This window comes from Massilia sp. Leaf139 (assembly GCF_001424165.1).
GTDB lineage: Bacteria > Pseudomonadota > Gammaproteobacteria > Burkholderiales > Burkholderiaceae_D > Telluria.
In genome coordinates this window covers 443,684-458,164 of record NZ_LMOJ01000022.1, presented here as the reverse complement: position 1 = coordinate 458,164, position 14,481 = coordinate 443,684, and the positions used below count along the sequence as shown (strand labels likewise).

General features: G+C 65.6%; 11 protein-coding genes. 4 read left to right on the top strand and 7 right to left on the bottom strand.

The window, feature by feature from the left end:
• Nucleotides 1-29: 29 nt before the first annotated feature.
• Nucleotides 30-1,679: a VRR-NUC domain-containing protein gene (locus ASF77_RS13430; RefSeq protein WP_056340001.1), complete on the top strand. Its 1,650-nt coding sequence runs from the start codon at nucleotides 30-32 to the stop codon at nucleotides 1,677-1,679.
• Nucleotides 1,680-1,696: 17 nt separating this feature from the next.
• On the top strand, nucleotides 1,697-3,949 hold the full coding sequence (locus tag ASF77_RS13425; RefSeq protein ID WP_082493759.1) for an ATP-dependent DNA helicase: 2,253 nt from the start codon (nucleotides 1,697-1,699) through the stop codon (nucleotides 3,947-3,949).
• Here the strand turns inward: ASF77_RS13425 and ASF77_RS13420 are convergent, their stop codons facing one another.
• From ASF77_RS13420 to ASF77_RS13400, 7 genes are all read right to left on the bottom strand, one after another.
• The gene (locus ASF77_RS13420; RefSeq protein ID WP_056340451.1) at nucleotides 3,950-4,684 is read right to left on the bottom strand and encodes a LytTR family DNA-binding domain-containing protein; all 735 of its coding nucleotides are present in this window, start codon (nucleotides 4,682-4,684) and stop codon (nucleotides 3,950-3,952) included.
• Nucleotides 4,685-4,694: 10 nt separating this feature from the next.
• Nucleotides 4,695-5,774: a sensor histidine kinase gene (locus ASF77_RS13415; protein ID WP_056339995.1), complete on the bottom strand. Its 1,080-nt coding sequence runs from the start codon at nucleotides 5,772-5,774 to the stop codon at nucleotides 4,695-4,697.
• A gap of 43 nt (nucleotides 5,775-5,817) precedes the next feature.
• Nucleotides 5,818-6,600 carry a LiaI-LiaF-like domain-containing protein gene (locus ASF77_RS13410; protein WP_229445436.1) on the bottom strand — a complete coding sequence of 261 codons (783 nt, stop codon included), beginning with the start codon at nucleotides 6,598-6,600 and terminating at the stop codon, nucleotides 5,818-5,820.
• Entirely contained in the window at nucleotides 6,593-6,976 is a 384-nt protein-coding gene (locus tag ASF77_RS13405) for a LiaI-LiaF-like domain-containing protein (protein WP_056339992.1), read from the bottom strand. The genes ASF77_RS13410 and ASF77_RS13405 overlap by 8 nt, the downstream gene beginning before the upstream one ends.
• Nucleotides 6,977-7,202: 226 nt before the next feature.
• The gene (locus ASF77_RS24680) at nucleotides 7,203-7,379 is read right to left on the bottom strand and encodes a hypothetical protein (protein ID WP_200934178.1); all 177 of its coding nucleotides are present in this window, start codon (nucleotides 7,377-7,379) and stop codon (nucleotides 7,203-7,205) included.
• A 36-nt stretch (nucleotides 7,380-7,415) separates the two neighbouring features.
• Nucleotides 7,416-7,580 carry a hypothetical protein gene (locus ASF77_RS24675; RefSeq protein WP_200934177.1) on the bottom strand — a complete coding sequence of 55 codons (165 nt, stop codon included), beginning with the start codon at nucleotides 7,578-7,580 and terminating at the stop codon, nucleotides 7,416-7,418.
• Nucleotides 7,581-7,887: 307 nt separating this feature from the next.
• A complete protein-coding gene (locus ASF77_RS13400; protein WP_056339989.1) occupies nucleotides 7,888-10,848 on the bottom strand; it encodes a TonB-dependent receptor in 2,961 nt (986 codons plus the stop codon).
• A 231-nt stretch (nucleotides 10,849-11,079) separates the two neighbouring features.
• Here ASF77_RS13400 and ASF77_RS13395 point away from each other — a divergent pair, with 231 nt between their 5' ends.
• A complete protein-coding gene (locus ASF77_RS13395; RefSeq protein WP_056339986.1) occupies nucleotides 11,080-12,015 on the top strand; it encodes an N-acetylmuramoyl-L-alanine amidase-like domain-containing protein in 936 nt (311 codons plus the stop codon).
• A 609-nt stretch (nucleotides 12,016-12,624) separates the two neighbouring features.
• Nucleotides 12,625-14,475 (top strand): nucleoside-diphosphate sugar epimerase/dehydratase, encoded by a 1,851-nt coding sequence (locus tag ASF77_RS13390; RefSeq protein ID WP_229445434.1) that lies wholly within the window; start codon nucleotides 12,625-12,627, stop codon nucleotides 14,473-14,475.
• Nucleotides 14,476-14,481 lie beyond the last annotated feature (6 nt).

The following is a 14,481-nucleotide window of genomic DNA, read 5'->3' as shown; positions in this document are numbered from 1 at the left end:
GTACATAAGCACAGTTGTCGCCTCAAAAAATGAACCGGGTTCTGGAAAACGAGTTTTATTATCTGGATAATTTCCAGAGCGTCCTGGATTGGATCAGCGGCCGTTACGCGGACTTGCTGACCGATGCCGAGCAAGCCTTCATCGCTGCCTTTCCCGCGCTGCCGCAGGCGTCGCGCGCGCTGTTCGTGCGCATGGTAATGCGCAAGGGGAACCTGTTCCGCGCCAGCAAAATGAACTATGCGGAGATCGGCTGCCCGGTCGACGCGGCCCGGCATTTGCTCCCCACCGGCTGGATCGAGACCGATCCGGTACTCACGCTCGACGAACTGTTCGACCTGCTGGCCAAGCCCGAGCTCGCCGACGCCTTCCAGGCTCACTTGCACCAAAAGAGTGCACGCAAGGCCGAGCAGCTCGAGGCATTGCGCGAAGCCTTCGGCGAGCCGCGCGCCTTCTCGCAGTGGCATCCTGGCTGCACCGACGTCGCCCTGCGCATCCTTGTGAAACCGCTGTGCGACCGCCTGCGCCTAATCTTTTTCGGCAACCTGCGCCAGGACTGGACGGAGTTCGTCCTGGCCGACCTCGGCCTGTTCCGCTACGAGCAGGTCGAGTTCTCGCCGACCTCGCGCGGTTTCCGCGACGGGCGCGACATCGACCACTACCTGCAGCTGCATGCCTGCCGCGAGCGCTTCGCTGAAGACGGCGAGCCGATCGAAGACGTGATCAGCGAACTGCCGCTGCACGCCTTCGACAACGACTGGCTGGAAGGCCGGCGCCAGAAATTCCTGTTCCAGGTCGGCCAGCATGTCGAGAAGCAGCAGGACTGGCAGCGCGCCATCGACGTCTACACGCGCTGCGGCTATCCGGGTTCGCGCGGGCGTGCGATCCGGGTGCTGGAAAAGGCCGAGCGCCATCTGGAGGCCTGGGCCCTGCTGCAGGAAGCCGAACGCGCGCCCGAGAACGACGCCGAACGCCAGCACCTGGCGCGCCTCAAGCCGCGCCTGGCGCGCAAGCTCGGCCACCCGAAGGAACTCGTCCCGCGCGCCGCCAGCCCGATCCGTCTCGACCTTTGCCTGCCGGTGCCGGGCGACGGCCCCTGGGTCGAAGGCGCCGTGCGCGACCACCTCGGCAGCGAGGCGGCGCCCGTGTTCTACGTCGAGAACATGCTGGCCAATGCCCTCTTCGGCCTGCTGTGCTGGCGCGCCATTTTCGCCGCCATTCCGGGCGCTTTCTTCCACCCCTTCCACCGCGCGCCGGCCGACCTGTACAGCCTCGACTTCCACCAGCGCCGCGCGGAGCAATTCGCCGGCTGCCTGGCCGAGTGCGACGACGGCCGCTACCGCGCCACCATCCTCGCCAACTTCGAAGCGAAGAACGGCATCTCTGCGCCCTTCGTCTCCTGGGAATACCTCGACCGCCCACTGCTGGAACTCGCGCTCGAATGCATCCCGGCCGCGCACGTGAAACGCTGGTGCGAGCGCATCCTCGCCGACGTCAAGGTCAACCGCACCGGCTTTCCCGACCTGATCCAGTTCTGGCCGGGCGAACGGCGCTACCGGATGATCGAAGTGAAGGGCCCGGGCGACCGCCTGCAGGATAACCAGCTGCGCTGGATCGACTACTGCGCGGCGCACGACATGCCGGTGGCCGTCTGCTATCTGCAATGGGAGCAGGCCGCTTGAGCGAAGCGCGTGATGTGATGAACTACGTCGTCGCGGTGCGTGCCCTGTGCGAGTTCACGGCCAAGCGCGGCGACCTCGATCTGCGCTTCACGCCCTCGCCCACCGCCCAGGAAGGCATCGTCGGCCACCAGGTCGTCACCGCGCGCCGCGGCGACGGCTACCAGGCCGAGGTCTCCCTGTCCGGCGACTTCGGCCCGCTGCACGTGCGCGGCCGCGCCGACGGCTACGACCCGGCCCAGAACCTGATCGAGGAAATCAAGACCTACCGCGGCCAGCTGTCCTCGATGCCGGACAACCACCGCCACCTGCACTGGGCGCAGCTGCGCGTCTACGGTCACCTGCTGTGCGCCGCGCGCGGCCTCGACCAGGTCAACCTGGCCCTGGTCTACTACGAAATCGGCAGCGGGCTGGAGACCTCATTGCGCGAGACGCGCAGCGCCGCCGAACTGCAAGCCATGTTCGAAGAGGCCTGCGGACGCTTCGTCGCCTGGGCCGAACAGGAGCTGCGCCACCGCACGGCGCGCGACGCGGCGCTCGCAGGCTTGCGTTTCCCGCACGCGGATTTCCGCCCCGGCCAGCGCCAGCTCGCTGAAACCGTCTTCAAGGCGAACAATGCCGGACGCTGCCTGCTGGCCCAGGCGCCGACCGGCATCGGCAAGACGGTCGGCAGCCTGTTCCCGGTGCTGAAGGCGGCGCCGGCCCAGCGTATCGACAAGATCTTCTTCCTCGCCGCGAAGACGCCGGGCCGTCAGCTTGCCCTCGATGCAGCCGGGGCGATCCGCGCCGCTGCGCCCGAACTGCCGCTGCGCGTGCTGGAACTGGCCGCGCGCGACAAGGCTTGCGAGCATCCCGACAAGGCCTGCCACGGCGACTCCTGCCCGCTGGCGCAAGGCTTTTACGACCGTCTGCCCGCCGCACGCGAGGCGGCATTGGGCGTTCCGGTGCTCGACCGCGCCGCGCTGCGCGAAGTCGGCCTCGCCCACGATGTCTGTCCCTACTACCTGGGCAGCGAGATGGCGCGCTGGGCCGATGTCGCGATCGGCGACTATAACTATTATTTCGACGGCAGTGCGATGCTGTACGCGCTGGCCCAGGCCAACGGCTGGCGCGCCAGCGTGCTGGTCGACGAGGCGCACAACATGGTGTCGCGGGCGCGCTCGATGTATTCGGGCGAGCTCGATCGGGTCGCCCTGCGCGCCGCCCGCGCCGCCGCGCCGCCAACGATCAAGAAGGCGCTGTCGAAAGTCGCGCGCGTCTGGGGCGAGATCGACGCGGCGGCGCCCGCTCCTTACCAGGTGCTGGACGCGCCCGGCGACAAGCTGCTGGGCGCGCTGACCAACGCCACCAGCACGGTCAACGACTTCGTCGCCGAGTATCCGGGGCCGCTTGACCCCGCCCTGCAGCGCTTCCACTTCGACGCCCTGCACTTCACGCGCCTGGCCGAATCCTTCGGCGCGCACTCGGTCTTCGACCTGTCGCGCCAGGGCAAGGACAGCCTGCTCTGCATCCGCAACGTGGTGCCCGCGCCCTTCCTGGCGCCGCGCTTCCGGGACGCCCATTCGGTCACCCTGTTTTCCGCCACGCTCAGCCCCTGGCATTATTTCGCCGACCTGCTCGGCCTGCCCGAGAACACGGGCTGGATCGACGTCGAATCGCCCTTCACCGCCGGCCAGCTCGCCGTGCACGTGGCCGGGCGCATCTCGACGCGCTACCAGCACCGCGGCGCTTCGCTGGCGCCGATTGCCCGCCTGATGGCGCAGCAGTACGCGCAGGCGCCCGGCAACTACCTGGCCTTCTTCAGCAGCTTCGAGTATCTCGAACAGGCGGCGAACGCCTTCGCCGACGCCTATCCGGAGGTGCCGCTCTGGCGCCAGGAAAGGCGCATGAGCGAACTCGAACGCGCCGCCTTTCTGGAGCGCTTCCAGCCCGATGGCCGCGGTATCGGTTTCGCGGTGCTGGGCGGCTCCTTCGGCGAGGGCATCGACCTGCCGGGCGCGCGCCTGATCGGCGCCTTCGTCGCCACCCTCGGCCTGCCGCAACTGAACCCGGTGAACGAGCAGCTGCGCTCGCGCATGCAGGCGATGTTCGGCGCCGGCTACGACTACACCTATTTGTATCCGGGCCTGCAGAAGGTGGTGCAGGCGGCGGGCCGCGTGATCCGTACCGAATCCGACCAGGGCGTGGTCTACCTGATCGACGATCGCTTCGACCAGCCCGCGGTGCGCGAGCTGCTGCCGCGCTGGTGGCAGGTCGAACGGATCAGCGCCTGATCAGCCAAGCAGCTCGCGCACCTTCTGGTAGCCGCCGCGGCTGACCGGCACCCGCTTGCCGTCCTTGAGCACCGCGCACCAGCTGTCCTTGGTCGGCGCCTCGATGCGGTCGATGGCGCCGAGCTTGACGATGTAGGAGCGGTGCACGCGCACGAACAGCGCGGGGTCGAGCCCCTGCTCCAGCTCCGCCATCCGGCCGTTCTTCAGGTAGCTGCGCCCGCCGGCGCTGATCGCGACGTAATCGTCCTGGGCCTCGATCCAGTCGATGCTGCTGGTTGCCACCACATGCACGCGGGCGCCGTCGCGGATCAGGATCCGTTCCAGCGGCCCGTGGCGGCGCGCCGCTTCCAGCGCCACCGCTTCGACCTGCTCCGGCGGCGTCGTACGCGCGCGGGCGCTGTCCAGGGCCTGGGCCAGGCGCTCGCGGCTGAAGGGCTTGAGGAGGTAGTCGATCGCACGCACCTCGAAGGCCTTCAGCGCGAACTGGTCGTAGGCCGTCACGAACACGTACTGCGTGCGCGCGCCGGCCAGTTCCACCACTTCGAAACCGTCCAGCTTGGGCATCTGGATGTCGAGGAAGACCAGGTCGGGCTGCAGCTCGCCGATCGCCTTGACGGCCTCGAAACCGTTCGCGCATTCGGCGACGATTTCGATGTCGGCGAAGCTCGCCAGGTATTCGCGCAGCAGGACGCGCGCCAGGAATTCGTCGTCGACGATGATGACACGCCGCTTCATGGACATCGTTTCAGCTCTCCGTCAGGGGTTCTTGTTCGGCGGGCAGCGCGATGTCGACCCGGAAGCGCGCATCGAGCCGCGCCCAGTGCACGCTGGCCTCGTGGGCATAGGTGGCCAGCAGACGCTGGCGCACGTTGGCCAGGCCGATGCCGCAGCCGGCGGCGGGGCCGCGCCCGTCCTCGTCTTCGTCGGCGTCGTTCTCGACCCGGATGCGCAGCAGCGGGCCGGCCCGTTCGGCAAGGATGCGCACCGTGCCGCCATCGAGCCGGTTGCCGATGCCGTGCTTGACCGCGTTCTCGACTAGCGGCTGCAGCAGCAGCGGCGGCAGCAGGCAGCGCCCCGCTCCCTCACCGACGGCGTGCTCGAAGCGCAGGCGTGGCCCGAAGCGCACCTGTTCGATCGCCAGGAAGGCCTGGGCCAGCGCGATCTCCTCGTCGAGCGCGACCTTGCGCTGCGCGTCCATGCCCAGGCTGCGGCGCAGGAAGTCCGACAGCTGCAGGGTCATGCCGCGCGCGGCCACCGGGTCGATCGAGGTCAGCGCGCTGATGGAATTGAGGCTGTTGAACAGGAAGTGCGGGTCGATCTGGGTGCGCAGCATGCGCAGCTCGGCTTCCTGGGCGGCCAGCTTCATTTCCAGTTCGCGCCGCTCCAGGGTGCGCGCCCGCTCGAACTCGAGCGCCAGGTAATGCGCCACGGCCGTCAGGCCGTACAGGATCACGCCCAGGCCGAACATCAGGGCCGCGAACGCCCGCGACATCGAAGGCAAGCCCGTCGCCAGGCCACGCAGGACTTCGGCATACCCGCCACCGGCGGCCGTCCACAGCGCGCTGGCGCACACCGCCGTGCAGGTGAACACGCCCAGGACGGCAGGCAGCGCCCGGCTGGCCAATGGATAGGCGCGGCACAGGTAGTAGGAAGAGAAGCCGCTGGCGCAGCCGTAGACCAGGGACAGCGGCACGGTGAACAGCAGGCTGGTTCCCCAGGGCGCGTCGCCCGCCGCCACCGTCAGGCCGGCCAGCAGCACGCCGAGCAGCGCCCAGGCAGCCAGGTAGAGCGCGGTACCGCGCCGCGTGCCGAACGCGCCCATCATCAGGCGGACACCATTGGCCGCGCGGCCCTGGATGGCGTCCGCATCAGTTGCGTACCTCGACGCCGCCCATGATCGCGTAGCCGCGCACGACCAGGCGCTTGGTGCTGTCCGGCGGGGCCACCGTCTTCTCCTCGAAACCGCCCATGATCGGCGTCCCTTGCAGTACGACCGTCCAGTCGGGCGGCACCTTGAGCGTCACGCCGCCCCAGAAGGCGAACACGTGGAGCACCGCCTCGCCCGTCATCGAGGCGCCGCGCATGTCGAGCGAACAGCCGCCCATCACCGCAGTCACTTCGCCGCCGCGAAAGTCCTGGGTGTGCACGCGGCGCTCGAAGCCACCCAGCACCGCCGTCACGTCCACCGTCTGCACTTCCTTGGCGAGCGGATCCTGCGGCGCGTCCTTGTCGTCGACGGCCACCACGCCGAAGCGCGCCGTGCGCTGCCCCGTCATGGCGCGGTACACCACCATGGCGCCGACCGCGATCAGGATCAGCGGCCAGGCCGCGCGCCACGAAAAATAGATGATGCCGAGGCGGTGCAGGATCATGGTCACACCTATGCCGATGCCGGCCAGGCCCACCAGGTAGCCGTTTGGCGTGGTGGTGTCGAGCAGCTTGGCGACGCCGGCGAAGATGAAGATCAGCGGCCAGAAGACCAGTGCGTCATGGACGTCGATGAAATCGAGGTTATCGAGCAGGAACAGCAGGCCGACGGCGATGACCAGCACGCCCATCAGCACCTGGCTGGTGGCGCCGCGGTCGGCGCGGCGGGCTTCGCGGCGCGCATGGCGGGCGGCGCGGCGTTCGTCGATGGTGTCCTTATGCATGATCCTTCTCCTTCGAGATCCGGGCCGAATCCGGGAAGCGGCGCGCGATCACCGGCGCCAGCACGAGCTGGAGTCCGGCCATCAGCAGGAACAGCGGCCAGCTATTGCGGAAGGTCAGGCCGAACAGGTTCTCGAACACCGCGAACAGCCACAGGCCGATGAAGATCGTCCACAGTCCGCTCCTGAATTCGCGCGCGCTCGGATAGCCGATGGTCTGGTTGATGCCGACCACGACCAGCAGCAGCGGCCAATAATGCCATATCGACGAAGCGTCGGCGATGTCCATGCGGTCGAGCAGGAAGATGGTACCGACCGCAATCAGAACCAGGCCCCAAAGCATTTGTTTGCGTGTCGTGTAGCCGTTGTCAGAACTCATGTCGCCCTCCGTGTTGTGATGGAATGAGCTTAGCGGCGGTCGACGAGGAGGAAAAGCGGCTTTCGGCGAACGACGGAGCGGGATCGGCGAACGACGAAAGATTAGGTGAACGGCGCGGAACGAGGTACGGCGGGCGGGCTGCGACAATGTTGCGCAGGAAGGTAAAGGCGTGAAACGAAAAAAAGCCCGCCTTAATATCGGGCGGGCTCTTATGACCTGAAAAAGATCAGGCGGCCGGTGCGGACAGATCCATCTGGGACTGGCCCTTGACCTGGTTGCGGTATTTGGCGCGGGCGGTGGCCTGCTTGACGGCCTCGCGGGCGATGTTGGTGCGGCGGATGTCGAGACGCTCTTCGCGGCCGCGGTGCTGGGCTTCGTGTTTGTTACCGATACGCTTGGTCATGTGCTTCTCCTCTAATAAAACGGTATGCCGGAAAGCCTAGGAGCGGCCCTGCGCCAGTTTCAGATCCGCCGGCATCAGCATCTCCCACCCAAGCTGGCGCCGGATTTCCTCGGGCGTCGGTGGCGGTTGCGGATCGCGCTTCCGGCGGGCGAGATACTCGCGCACCAGGTGCTTCGGTGGATTCTTGGTCGTGGCAGACATGGGGCCTCCGCTTCCGGTTTTGTAGCGTCCGCCGCCACATGGCGCCGGCCTATGAATTCTGGTGCCGATCCTCGAGGCGACCGGCTAACCTGTTGAGGTATTTGGCAGGCCTGCAGAACGAATTCGCTGGCGCCTCACTCACACGGCTTCATCATAGTCCGGGGGCCGCGGATCGACCGTTAGGTGGCGCACATTCGGCATAAGGCTGAGCTGCCGAAGCGGCGCGTTGTGGTGTAGGACTACACATACACGGATAAAAAAAGGGGAGCCGCGGCTCCCCTTCCCACACTACCTCAGACTTGTTCGGTCAGAACTTGTACTTCAGGTTCAGGTAGAACTGGCGGCCGCTGACGTCCAGCTTCTGCTGCTCTTCTTCGCTGTAGCGATAGTAGGCGCGCTTGACGTTGGTCAGGTTGGTCGCGTCGAACGAGACGATCAGATTCGGCGAGATGTTGTAGCTGGCGTTGAAGGCCAGGGTCGTCACCGGCGCGGCCATCGTCGGCGCCGCGAACATCAGGATGCCGGCAACCGGCGCCTTGTTGTTCGTCGAGTTCGGCGTCGGCGCGGTCGTGGTGTTCACGTACTCGCTGCGGTAGTTCGCCACCAGGCGCGCCGACAGACGGTCGTTTTCGAAGTAGGCGCCAAGGTTGGCCGCGTACTCGGAAGCGCCGGTCATCGGACGGCCGTCGTCGACCTTGGTCTTGGCGCGGCTCACGTTCGACGTGAAGCCGAAGGGCGTGCTGCCGAAAGGCTGTTCGTACGACAGCTCGATGCCGGCGATGCGCGCGCCCTGCTGGGTCGAGCTGTTGACGGCAAAGGTGCGCAGGCTGCTGTCGAGCGGGTACACCAGTTCGACGGTGTCGGCGCCGGCCGAACCGGTCTTCGGATAGCCGTCGATCTTCGAATAGAACACGTTCACGGCCACCATCGAGCGGCGTGCGAAGTACCAGGCCCACGAGGCGTCGATGTTCTTCGCCGTCATCGGGCCCAGGTTCGGGTTCGGGCCATTGACGGTGCAGCCGCTCACCAGGCAGTTGGCGCCGGTGTAGCCCGCGCCCAGCAGGTTGTAGTTCTGGCGGCCCAGGGTCTTGCTCGCGCCGAAGCGGGCGATCATGTCCTTGGTCAGTTCATAGCGCAGGTTCAGGCTCGGCAGGAAGTCGTCGAAGGTCTGGTCGGTTGGACGCTTGTAGTACACGACGCCGGCCAGCGGATTGAAGACGGTGTCGTCGTAGAACTGCACGCCCTCGCCCACCGTGGTGAGCGCGGTCGGGTAAGCCGGGCACGGAATGGCCGGCTGGCCCGGGGCCGAGCGCGCGCAGGCGCCGGTCGGCAGCGGGATCGGCACCTGGGCGTTGACGCGGGTGCGCACGAAACGCAGGCCGACGTTGCCCGACCAGCGCTCGGCTTCCATGTTCGCCATCACATAGGCGGCGCTCTGGCGCTCGCGCATGTCGAGTTCGGTGGCGGCGCGGCGTTCCCAGTCGGGCGAAGTCGCCTTCGAGTTGGCGGCGAAATAGGCCTTCAGGGCTTCCGGGGTCAGCGTCCAGCTGGTGTTGTCCCAGCCGGCCGGGCCGTCCAGGCCGGCGCCGAAGTCCGACGGATAGGCGATGAAGCTGCCGGCACCGGTCGGCGCATTCACGGACAGGTTCGAGCTGCGCAGCTGCGGGAAGCGGCGCGCGCTCTCGCGGCGGTGGTCGGCGTAGCGCACGCCGGCTTCGAGCGACTGGAACACGCCCTTCTCGAGGCGGTATTCGGCGTCGAACTGCACGCTGTTTTCCTTGTCGGTCGTCTTCACGCCCGAAGCCGCGCGGCCGGTCAGGCGGTAGCCGCTGCCGTCGGCATTCATGCCGGGCACGTTCGGGCCGGTGCCGAAGTACTGGACGAAGGGCGCATCGCGCAGGCTGCCCAGCGCATACGAGACGCCGGTGCCGTAGCGGGTGTAGGTCAGGCCCTGGTCGAGGCCGGTCTTGCCGACGCCCTTGGTGGTCGAGAACAGGGTCTTGACGGTCAGATCCTGGTTGACGCGGTACTTGGCGTCGAAGTCGAGGAAGGCGCTGCTCGATTCGGCGCCGTCGCGGTAGGCGCCTTCGGTCTCGCCGATGTACTGCGGGGTGGTGCCCGGCGCATACATGATGTCGGCGCTCTTCAGCACGCGCAGCTGGTCGCCGTAAAGCGTGGTTTCGTTGACGATCACCGGATTCTTGATCTGCGCGTAGACGCGCTGGCCGTTCGACGAGGTCGGGGCGGTGCCGCCGGTCGGGCCGTTTTCGCCGCGCAGCATGCTGAACATGGCGCCGGCGTTCAGGCGGCCGAAATTGTTCGCCTTCATGCCCGAGTGGAAGCCCGTCATGGTCATGTCGAGGTCGTTGTTCGGCTTGAACTGGAGCGAGAACATGCCGCCCTTGCGGTCGCGCACGCTTTCGACGAATTCGGTACTCATCGAGCCTGGAATGCGCACGCCGTTCAGGTCAGCGGCCTTGTAGCCGGTGCCCGCCAGTGAGGCGTCGGTGATGCCCAGCATGCGCGAGGTGTCGATCACGTCCCAGCCGCTGCCGCCGGCATAGGCGAAGCGCGAGACGGAATCGCGGCGCACGTAGCGCTTCTCCGCGAAGCCCTGGACGATGAAGCCGAGGGTGCCCGCTTCGTTCTTCCAGTTCATGGTGGCGTTGAAGTCGGGCCCGGTCTTGCCCGGCAACTGGGCATAGCTCGCACCGGCGCTGACGAGGCCGGAGAAGCGCTCTTTCTGCGACAGCGGTTTGCGGGTCGTGACGTTGATGGTGCCGGCCAGGCCGCCGTCGACGATGTTCGCCTGCGAGGTTTTATAGACGAGCGCCTGGTTCAGCACATGCGAAGGCATCAGCGACAGGCTGGTCGAGCGGCTGCTGGAGAGCTGGTCGGCGACATACCAATCGCCGCCGGAGACGGTGTGGCCGTTGAAGATGATCAGGGTCATGTCGGCATTCGTACCGCGCATCGACACCTTTTCCGCTTCGTCGTAGTCGGTACGCACCGCCACCCCCGAGAGGCGCTGGAGCGAGTCGGCCAGGTTCTTGTCCGGCATCTTGCCCACGTCTTCGGCTGTGATGACCTCGACGTTGGCGGTCGCGTTCTTCTTGACGCTGAGCGACTTGGCCATCGAGGCGCGGATACCCGTCACTTCGACCGTCTGCATTCCGGTGTCTCCTCCGGTTTGTGCCAACGCCGGCAATGCGCTCAGGCCCAGTACGGCCAGCGACACGGCAGCGGCCAGCGGCTTCTGTTTGAACATGCTCTCTCTCCTGGATATAAGTATGGTGTGATGCAGCGGCAGGCGAACCCTGCCATATTGATAGTATTAGCTATAAGTTAATGACTGGAAAATTACTTGTGATCCCTCAGCCATAACTTGAAGGAATGTTTGAGTTACACAACACGCAGGTTATGGACGGGCGACAAATTTTCATTGTCAAAGTGCGCGCCGCCGCGTTAGCGTCTTGCAAACACAACACGGAGACCTTCCATGCGCCTCGTTCCCCTGCTGTTCGCAGCCGCCCTGGGCGGCTGCGCCAGCCAGTCCGCCCTGCCGCCGGCCGTCCCCGCCGCACCCGTTCCCCTGGAGGCAGTCCTGCAAAAGCAGATCTTCCAGATGAAGCCGGCCGAAGCCGGACGCTACATCGCCTGGGTGCACGCCCAGGAACCCGACCTGCGCAAGCGTATCGCCGCGATCGGACGCAAGAACCTGGGCCAGCCTTATCTGCTGAACCTGCTGGGCGAATTTCCCTTCGAAGTGCATGACGACTTGCCGCTGTTTAGCCTGGAGCGCAGCGATTGCGTCGTCTTTGCGGAACACACCTATGCGATGGCATTGTCGCGCTCCTGGGAAGAGTTCTTCTGGATGCTGCAGCGCATCCGCTACCGCGATGGCGTGATCGGCGTCGCCACACGCAACCACTACACCGAGACGGATTGGAACGTGGCCAACAACTGGCTGGTCACCGACGTCAGTGCGGCGCTGGCCGGCGCGAACGGCCCGAGCTACGAGCTGCGGATCGACCGCGCGCGCTTCCTCAAGACCCGCCACAACACGGAGCGCGATATCCCGGTCGAAACCAGCCGCCAGCATTACGTGCCGAGGGACCAGGTGGCGGCGCTCGCGGCCCAACTGCAGGAGGGGGACTTCGTCAACGTGATCTCCACCCGCGACGGCGCCCATTGGGCCTCGCATGTCGGCCTGGTGGTGCTCGGCCCGAACGGCGAGCGCCATTTCCTGCACTCGCAGGAACCGAAGGTGCGCGAGGAGACTTTTGAGTCCTTCATCGCCCGCGCCGCCGAGCGCGAGGCACGCAACGCGCGTGAAGGGAAGAACGGCCAGCACCTGGCCGGCTTCAAGTTCTTGCGTCTGAACGACAACATCGTGGTGCCGCCAATGGCACCGCAGCCGCGTCCCGGCACCTGACGGCTTCGGGCGCGACCACCCGGCCGCGCCCGCCACGATTCTGCTTTTCTAGGGTCGCTGCCAGGCAGCTTCCCGTCCCTCCGCCATCCGGCACGCCCTCCACCGTTCTGCTCTCCACACCACGGCGCGTATTCCGCCATTCGCATTTGCTTATTAGCCCAGTTTCCGCTGCTTATATTCCCAACGGAAATCTATTGTCACCAATCCCGCGATTTATTTCCTAATTACATTTCCTGGATTAAATAAACAGGTTATTTCGTTTTAATTCGGAATTGTCGGTTGAGCGGGGTCAAACTCAGCAATCTGAGTGAGGCAGATAATAAACTTACTCAGCAACAGTAAGTCTAAACATCGCCCAAAGCCTGCTTGCGCTTTATTTATTTCCGACAGCATCTTTCTTAATAAATTACCGCTCCTATTTCGCTGCGCATTCGCCCTTACCGCTGCCACCGCAACCCATCCCACCGAGTAACGCGCACCATGCCAACTTTTTCCGCCCGAGTATTAAACCAGTTTTGCGCTGGAATGGTATCGCTGCATCGGACTACCAAAATAGCCTTAATGGTTTGCATCGATCTGGTTGCATTGCCGCTTTGTTTTCTGATCGCGATGTTATTACGCGGCGGCGACCTGAAACTCGCTTCCCATTACGGGCCGGCCTCGTATTTGATCGTGGCGCTGGTGACCATCGCCGCATTCTCGATGTCCGATTTGTACCGCGCCGTCATTCGGTTTATCGATGGCCGTTTATTGAGCGCCACCGGCTTTGCGCTCGGTATTGCGGTGCTATGCGCTTATGTCGTGCTGTTTGCAATCAATGACGCCATGTTCCCGCGCAGTGCGCTGGCCATTTACTGGTTCATCGTGTTTTCTTATGTCGTCACATCGCGTATCGGCATGCGCAACTTCCTGCGTAATCACAGCACGCGCCGTCCTGCTTCCGATGCGGTCGCCATCTACGGCGCCGGCGAGGCCGGTGCGCGCCTGGCACAAACCATGCGCAACAGCGACGAATACCGCCCGGTGTGCTTTTTCGACGACAAACGCGCACTGAACGACCGCACCATCGCCGGGCTGCGCGTGTTCCACACCGACCGCCTGGCCGACCTGGTCGCCGCCCACTGCATCCGCACCGTCGTCATCGCCGTTCCCAACATGCCGGCCGAGCGCCTGCGCGACATCATGCAACGCCTGGCCGGCGCCGGCGTCACCACCAAGATCCTGAGCCGGCTGGTCGACCTGGCCGACGACCGGGCGCGCCCGCGCGACTCGATTCGCGAGCTGAAATTCGAAGACCTGCTCGGCCGGCCGCCGGTGCCGCCGCGGCTCGACCTGTTCGCCCGCTGCGTGCGCGGCAAGACCGTGCTCGTCACCGGCGCCGGCGGTTCCATCGGCAGCGAACTGTGCCGCCAGATCGTGACCCTGGCGCCCAGCCGGCTGCACCTGCTCGATCACTCCGAGTTCGCGCTGTATACCATTCGCCAGGAGCTGAGCACGCGCTTCCCCGACCTGCGCATCGATGCCCACCTCGGCTCGGTCTGCAATGCCGACCTGGTCGAGCGCATCCTCGCCGACAGTCACGTCGACACGGTCTACCATGCCGCCGCCTACAAGCACGTGCCGCTGGTCGAATCGAACATCGTCGAGGGCCTGCGTAACAACGTGCTCGGCGCCCAGGTCATCGCGGCGGCCTGCGCCAGCCACAAGGTCGAGACCTGCGTGCTCATTTCCAGCGACAAGGCGGTGCGCCCGACCAACATCATGGGCGCCAGCAAGCGTATCGCCGAGCTGATCTTCCAGGCGGCGGCCACCAAGCACGGCGGGCAGACCACCTTCTGCATGGTTCGCTTCGGTAACGTGCTCGGCTCGTCCGGCTCGGTGATCCCCCTGTTCCAGCGCCAGATCGCCCGCGGCGGGCCGCTGACCATTACCCACCCCGAGGTGTCGCGCTACTTCATGCTGATTCCGGAAGCGGCGCAGCTGGTCATCCAGGCCGGCGCCATGGCCAAGGGCGGCGACGTGTTCGTGCTCGATATGGGCGAACCAGTGCGCATCGTCGAGCTGGCCCGCACCCTGCTCGCCATGTCCGGCCTGACGGAAAAGACCCCGCAAAACCCGGACGGCGACATCGAGGTGAAGTTCGTCGGGCTGTTCCAGGGCGAAAAGCTGCACGAGGAGCTGCTGACCGACGGCACCGTCTTCCCGAGCGAGCACCCACGCATCATGCGCATGAAGGAAAACGCCCTGCGCCCAAGCGTGCTGGAAACCTGCATCACCTGCCTGATGATGGCTTGCGAAACCCACGAGCGCGGCATGATCGAATCGATGGTCAAGGCCATCGTCAGCGAATACACCCCCCAAATGCCGGTCACCGCGCCGGCGCCGATACCCGAACCGGAGCTGGAAGCCGGCAAGGCACGGCTAAGCCTCATCCATAAATTCGTGCCCTTCCGCATCTAGTACCGG

Excerpts from the sequence above, each read along its gene's own strand:
- ASF77_RS13430 (WP_056340001.1), top strand. The coding sequence starts at position 30 with ATGAACCGGGTTCTGGAAAACGAGTTTTATTATCTGGATAATTTCCAG.
- ASF77_RS13425 (WP_082493759.1), top strand. The coding sequence starts at position 1,697 with ATGAACTACGTCGTCGCGGTGCGTGCCCTGTGCGAGTTCACGGCCAAG.
- ASF77_RS13420 (WP_056340451.1), bottom strand. The coding sequence starts at position 4,684 with ATGAAGCGGCGTGTCATCATCGTCGACGACGAATTCCTGGCGCGCGTC.
- ASF77_RS13415 (WP_056339995.1), bottom strand. The coding sequence starts at position 5,774 with ATGATGGGCGCGTTCGGCACGCGGCGCGGTACCGCGCTCTACCTGGCT.
- ASF77_RS13410 (WP_229445436.1), bottom strand. The coding sequence starts at position 6,600 with ATGCATAAGGACACCATCGACGAACGCCGCGCCGCCCGCCATGCGCGC.
- ASF77_RS13405 (WP_056339992.1), bottom strand. The coding sequence starts at position 6,976 with ATGAGTTCTGACAACGGCTACACGACACGCAAACAAATGCTTTGGGGC.
- ASF77_RS24680 (WP_200934178.1), bottom strand. The coding sequence starts at position 7,379 with ATGACCAAGCGTATCGGTAACAAACACGAAGCCCAGCACCGCGGCCGC.
- ASF77_RS24675 (WP_200934177.1), bottom strand. The coding sequence starts at position 7,580 with ATGTCTGCCACGACCAAGAATCCACCGAAGCACCTGGTGCGCGAGTAT.
- ASF77_RS13400 (WP_056339989.1), bottom strand. The coding sequence starts at position 10,848 with ATGTTCAAACAGAAGCCGCTGGCCGCTGCCGTGTCGCTGGCCGTACTG.
- ASF77_RS13395 (WP_056339986.1), top strand. The coding sequence starts at position 11,080 with ATGCGCCTCGTTCCCCTGCTGTTCGCAGCCGCCCTGGGCGGCTGCGCC.
- ASF77_RS13390 (WP_229445434.1), top strand. The coding sequence starts at position 12,625 with ATGTTATTACGCGGCGGCGACCTGAAACTCGCTTCCCATTACGGGCCG.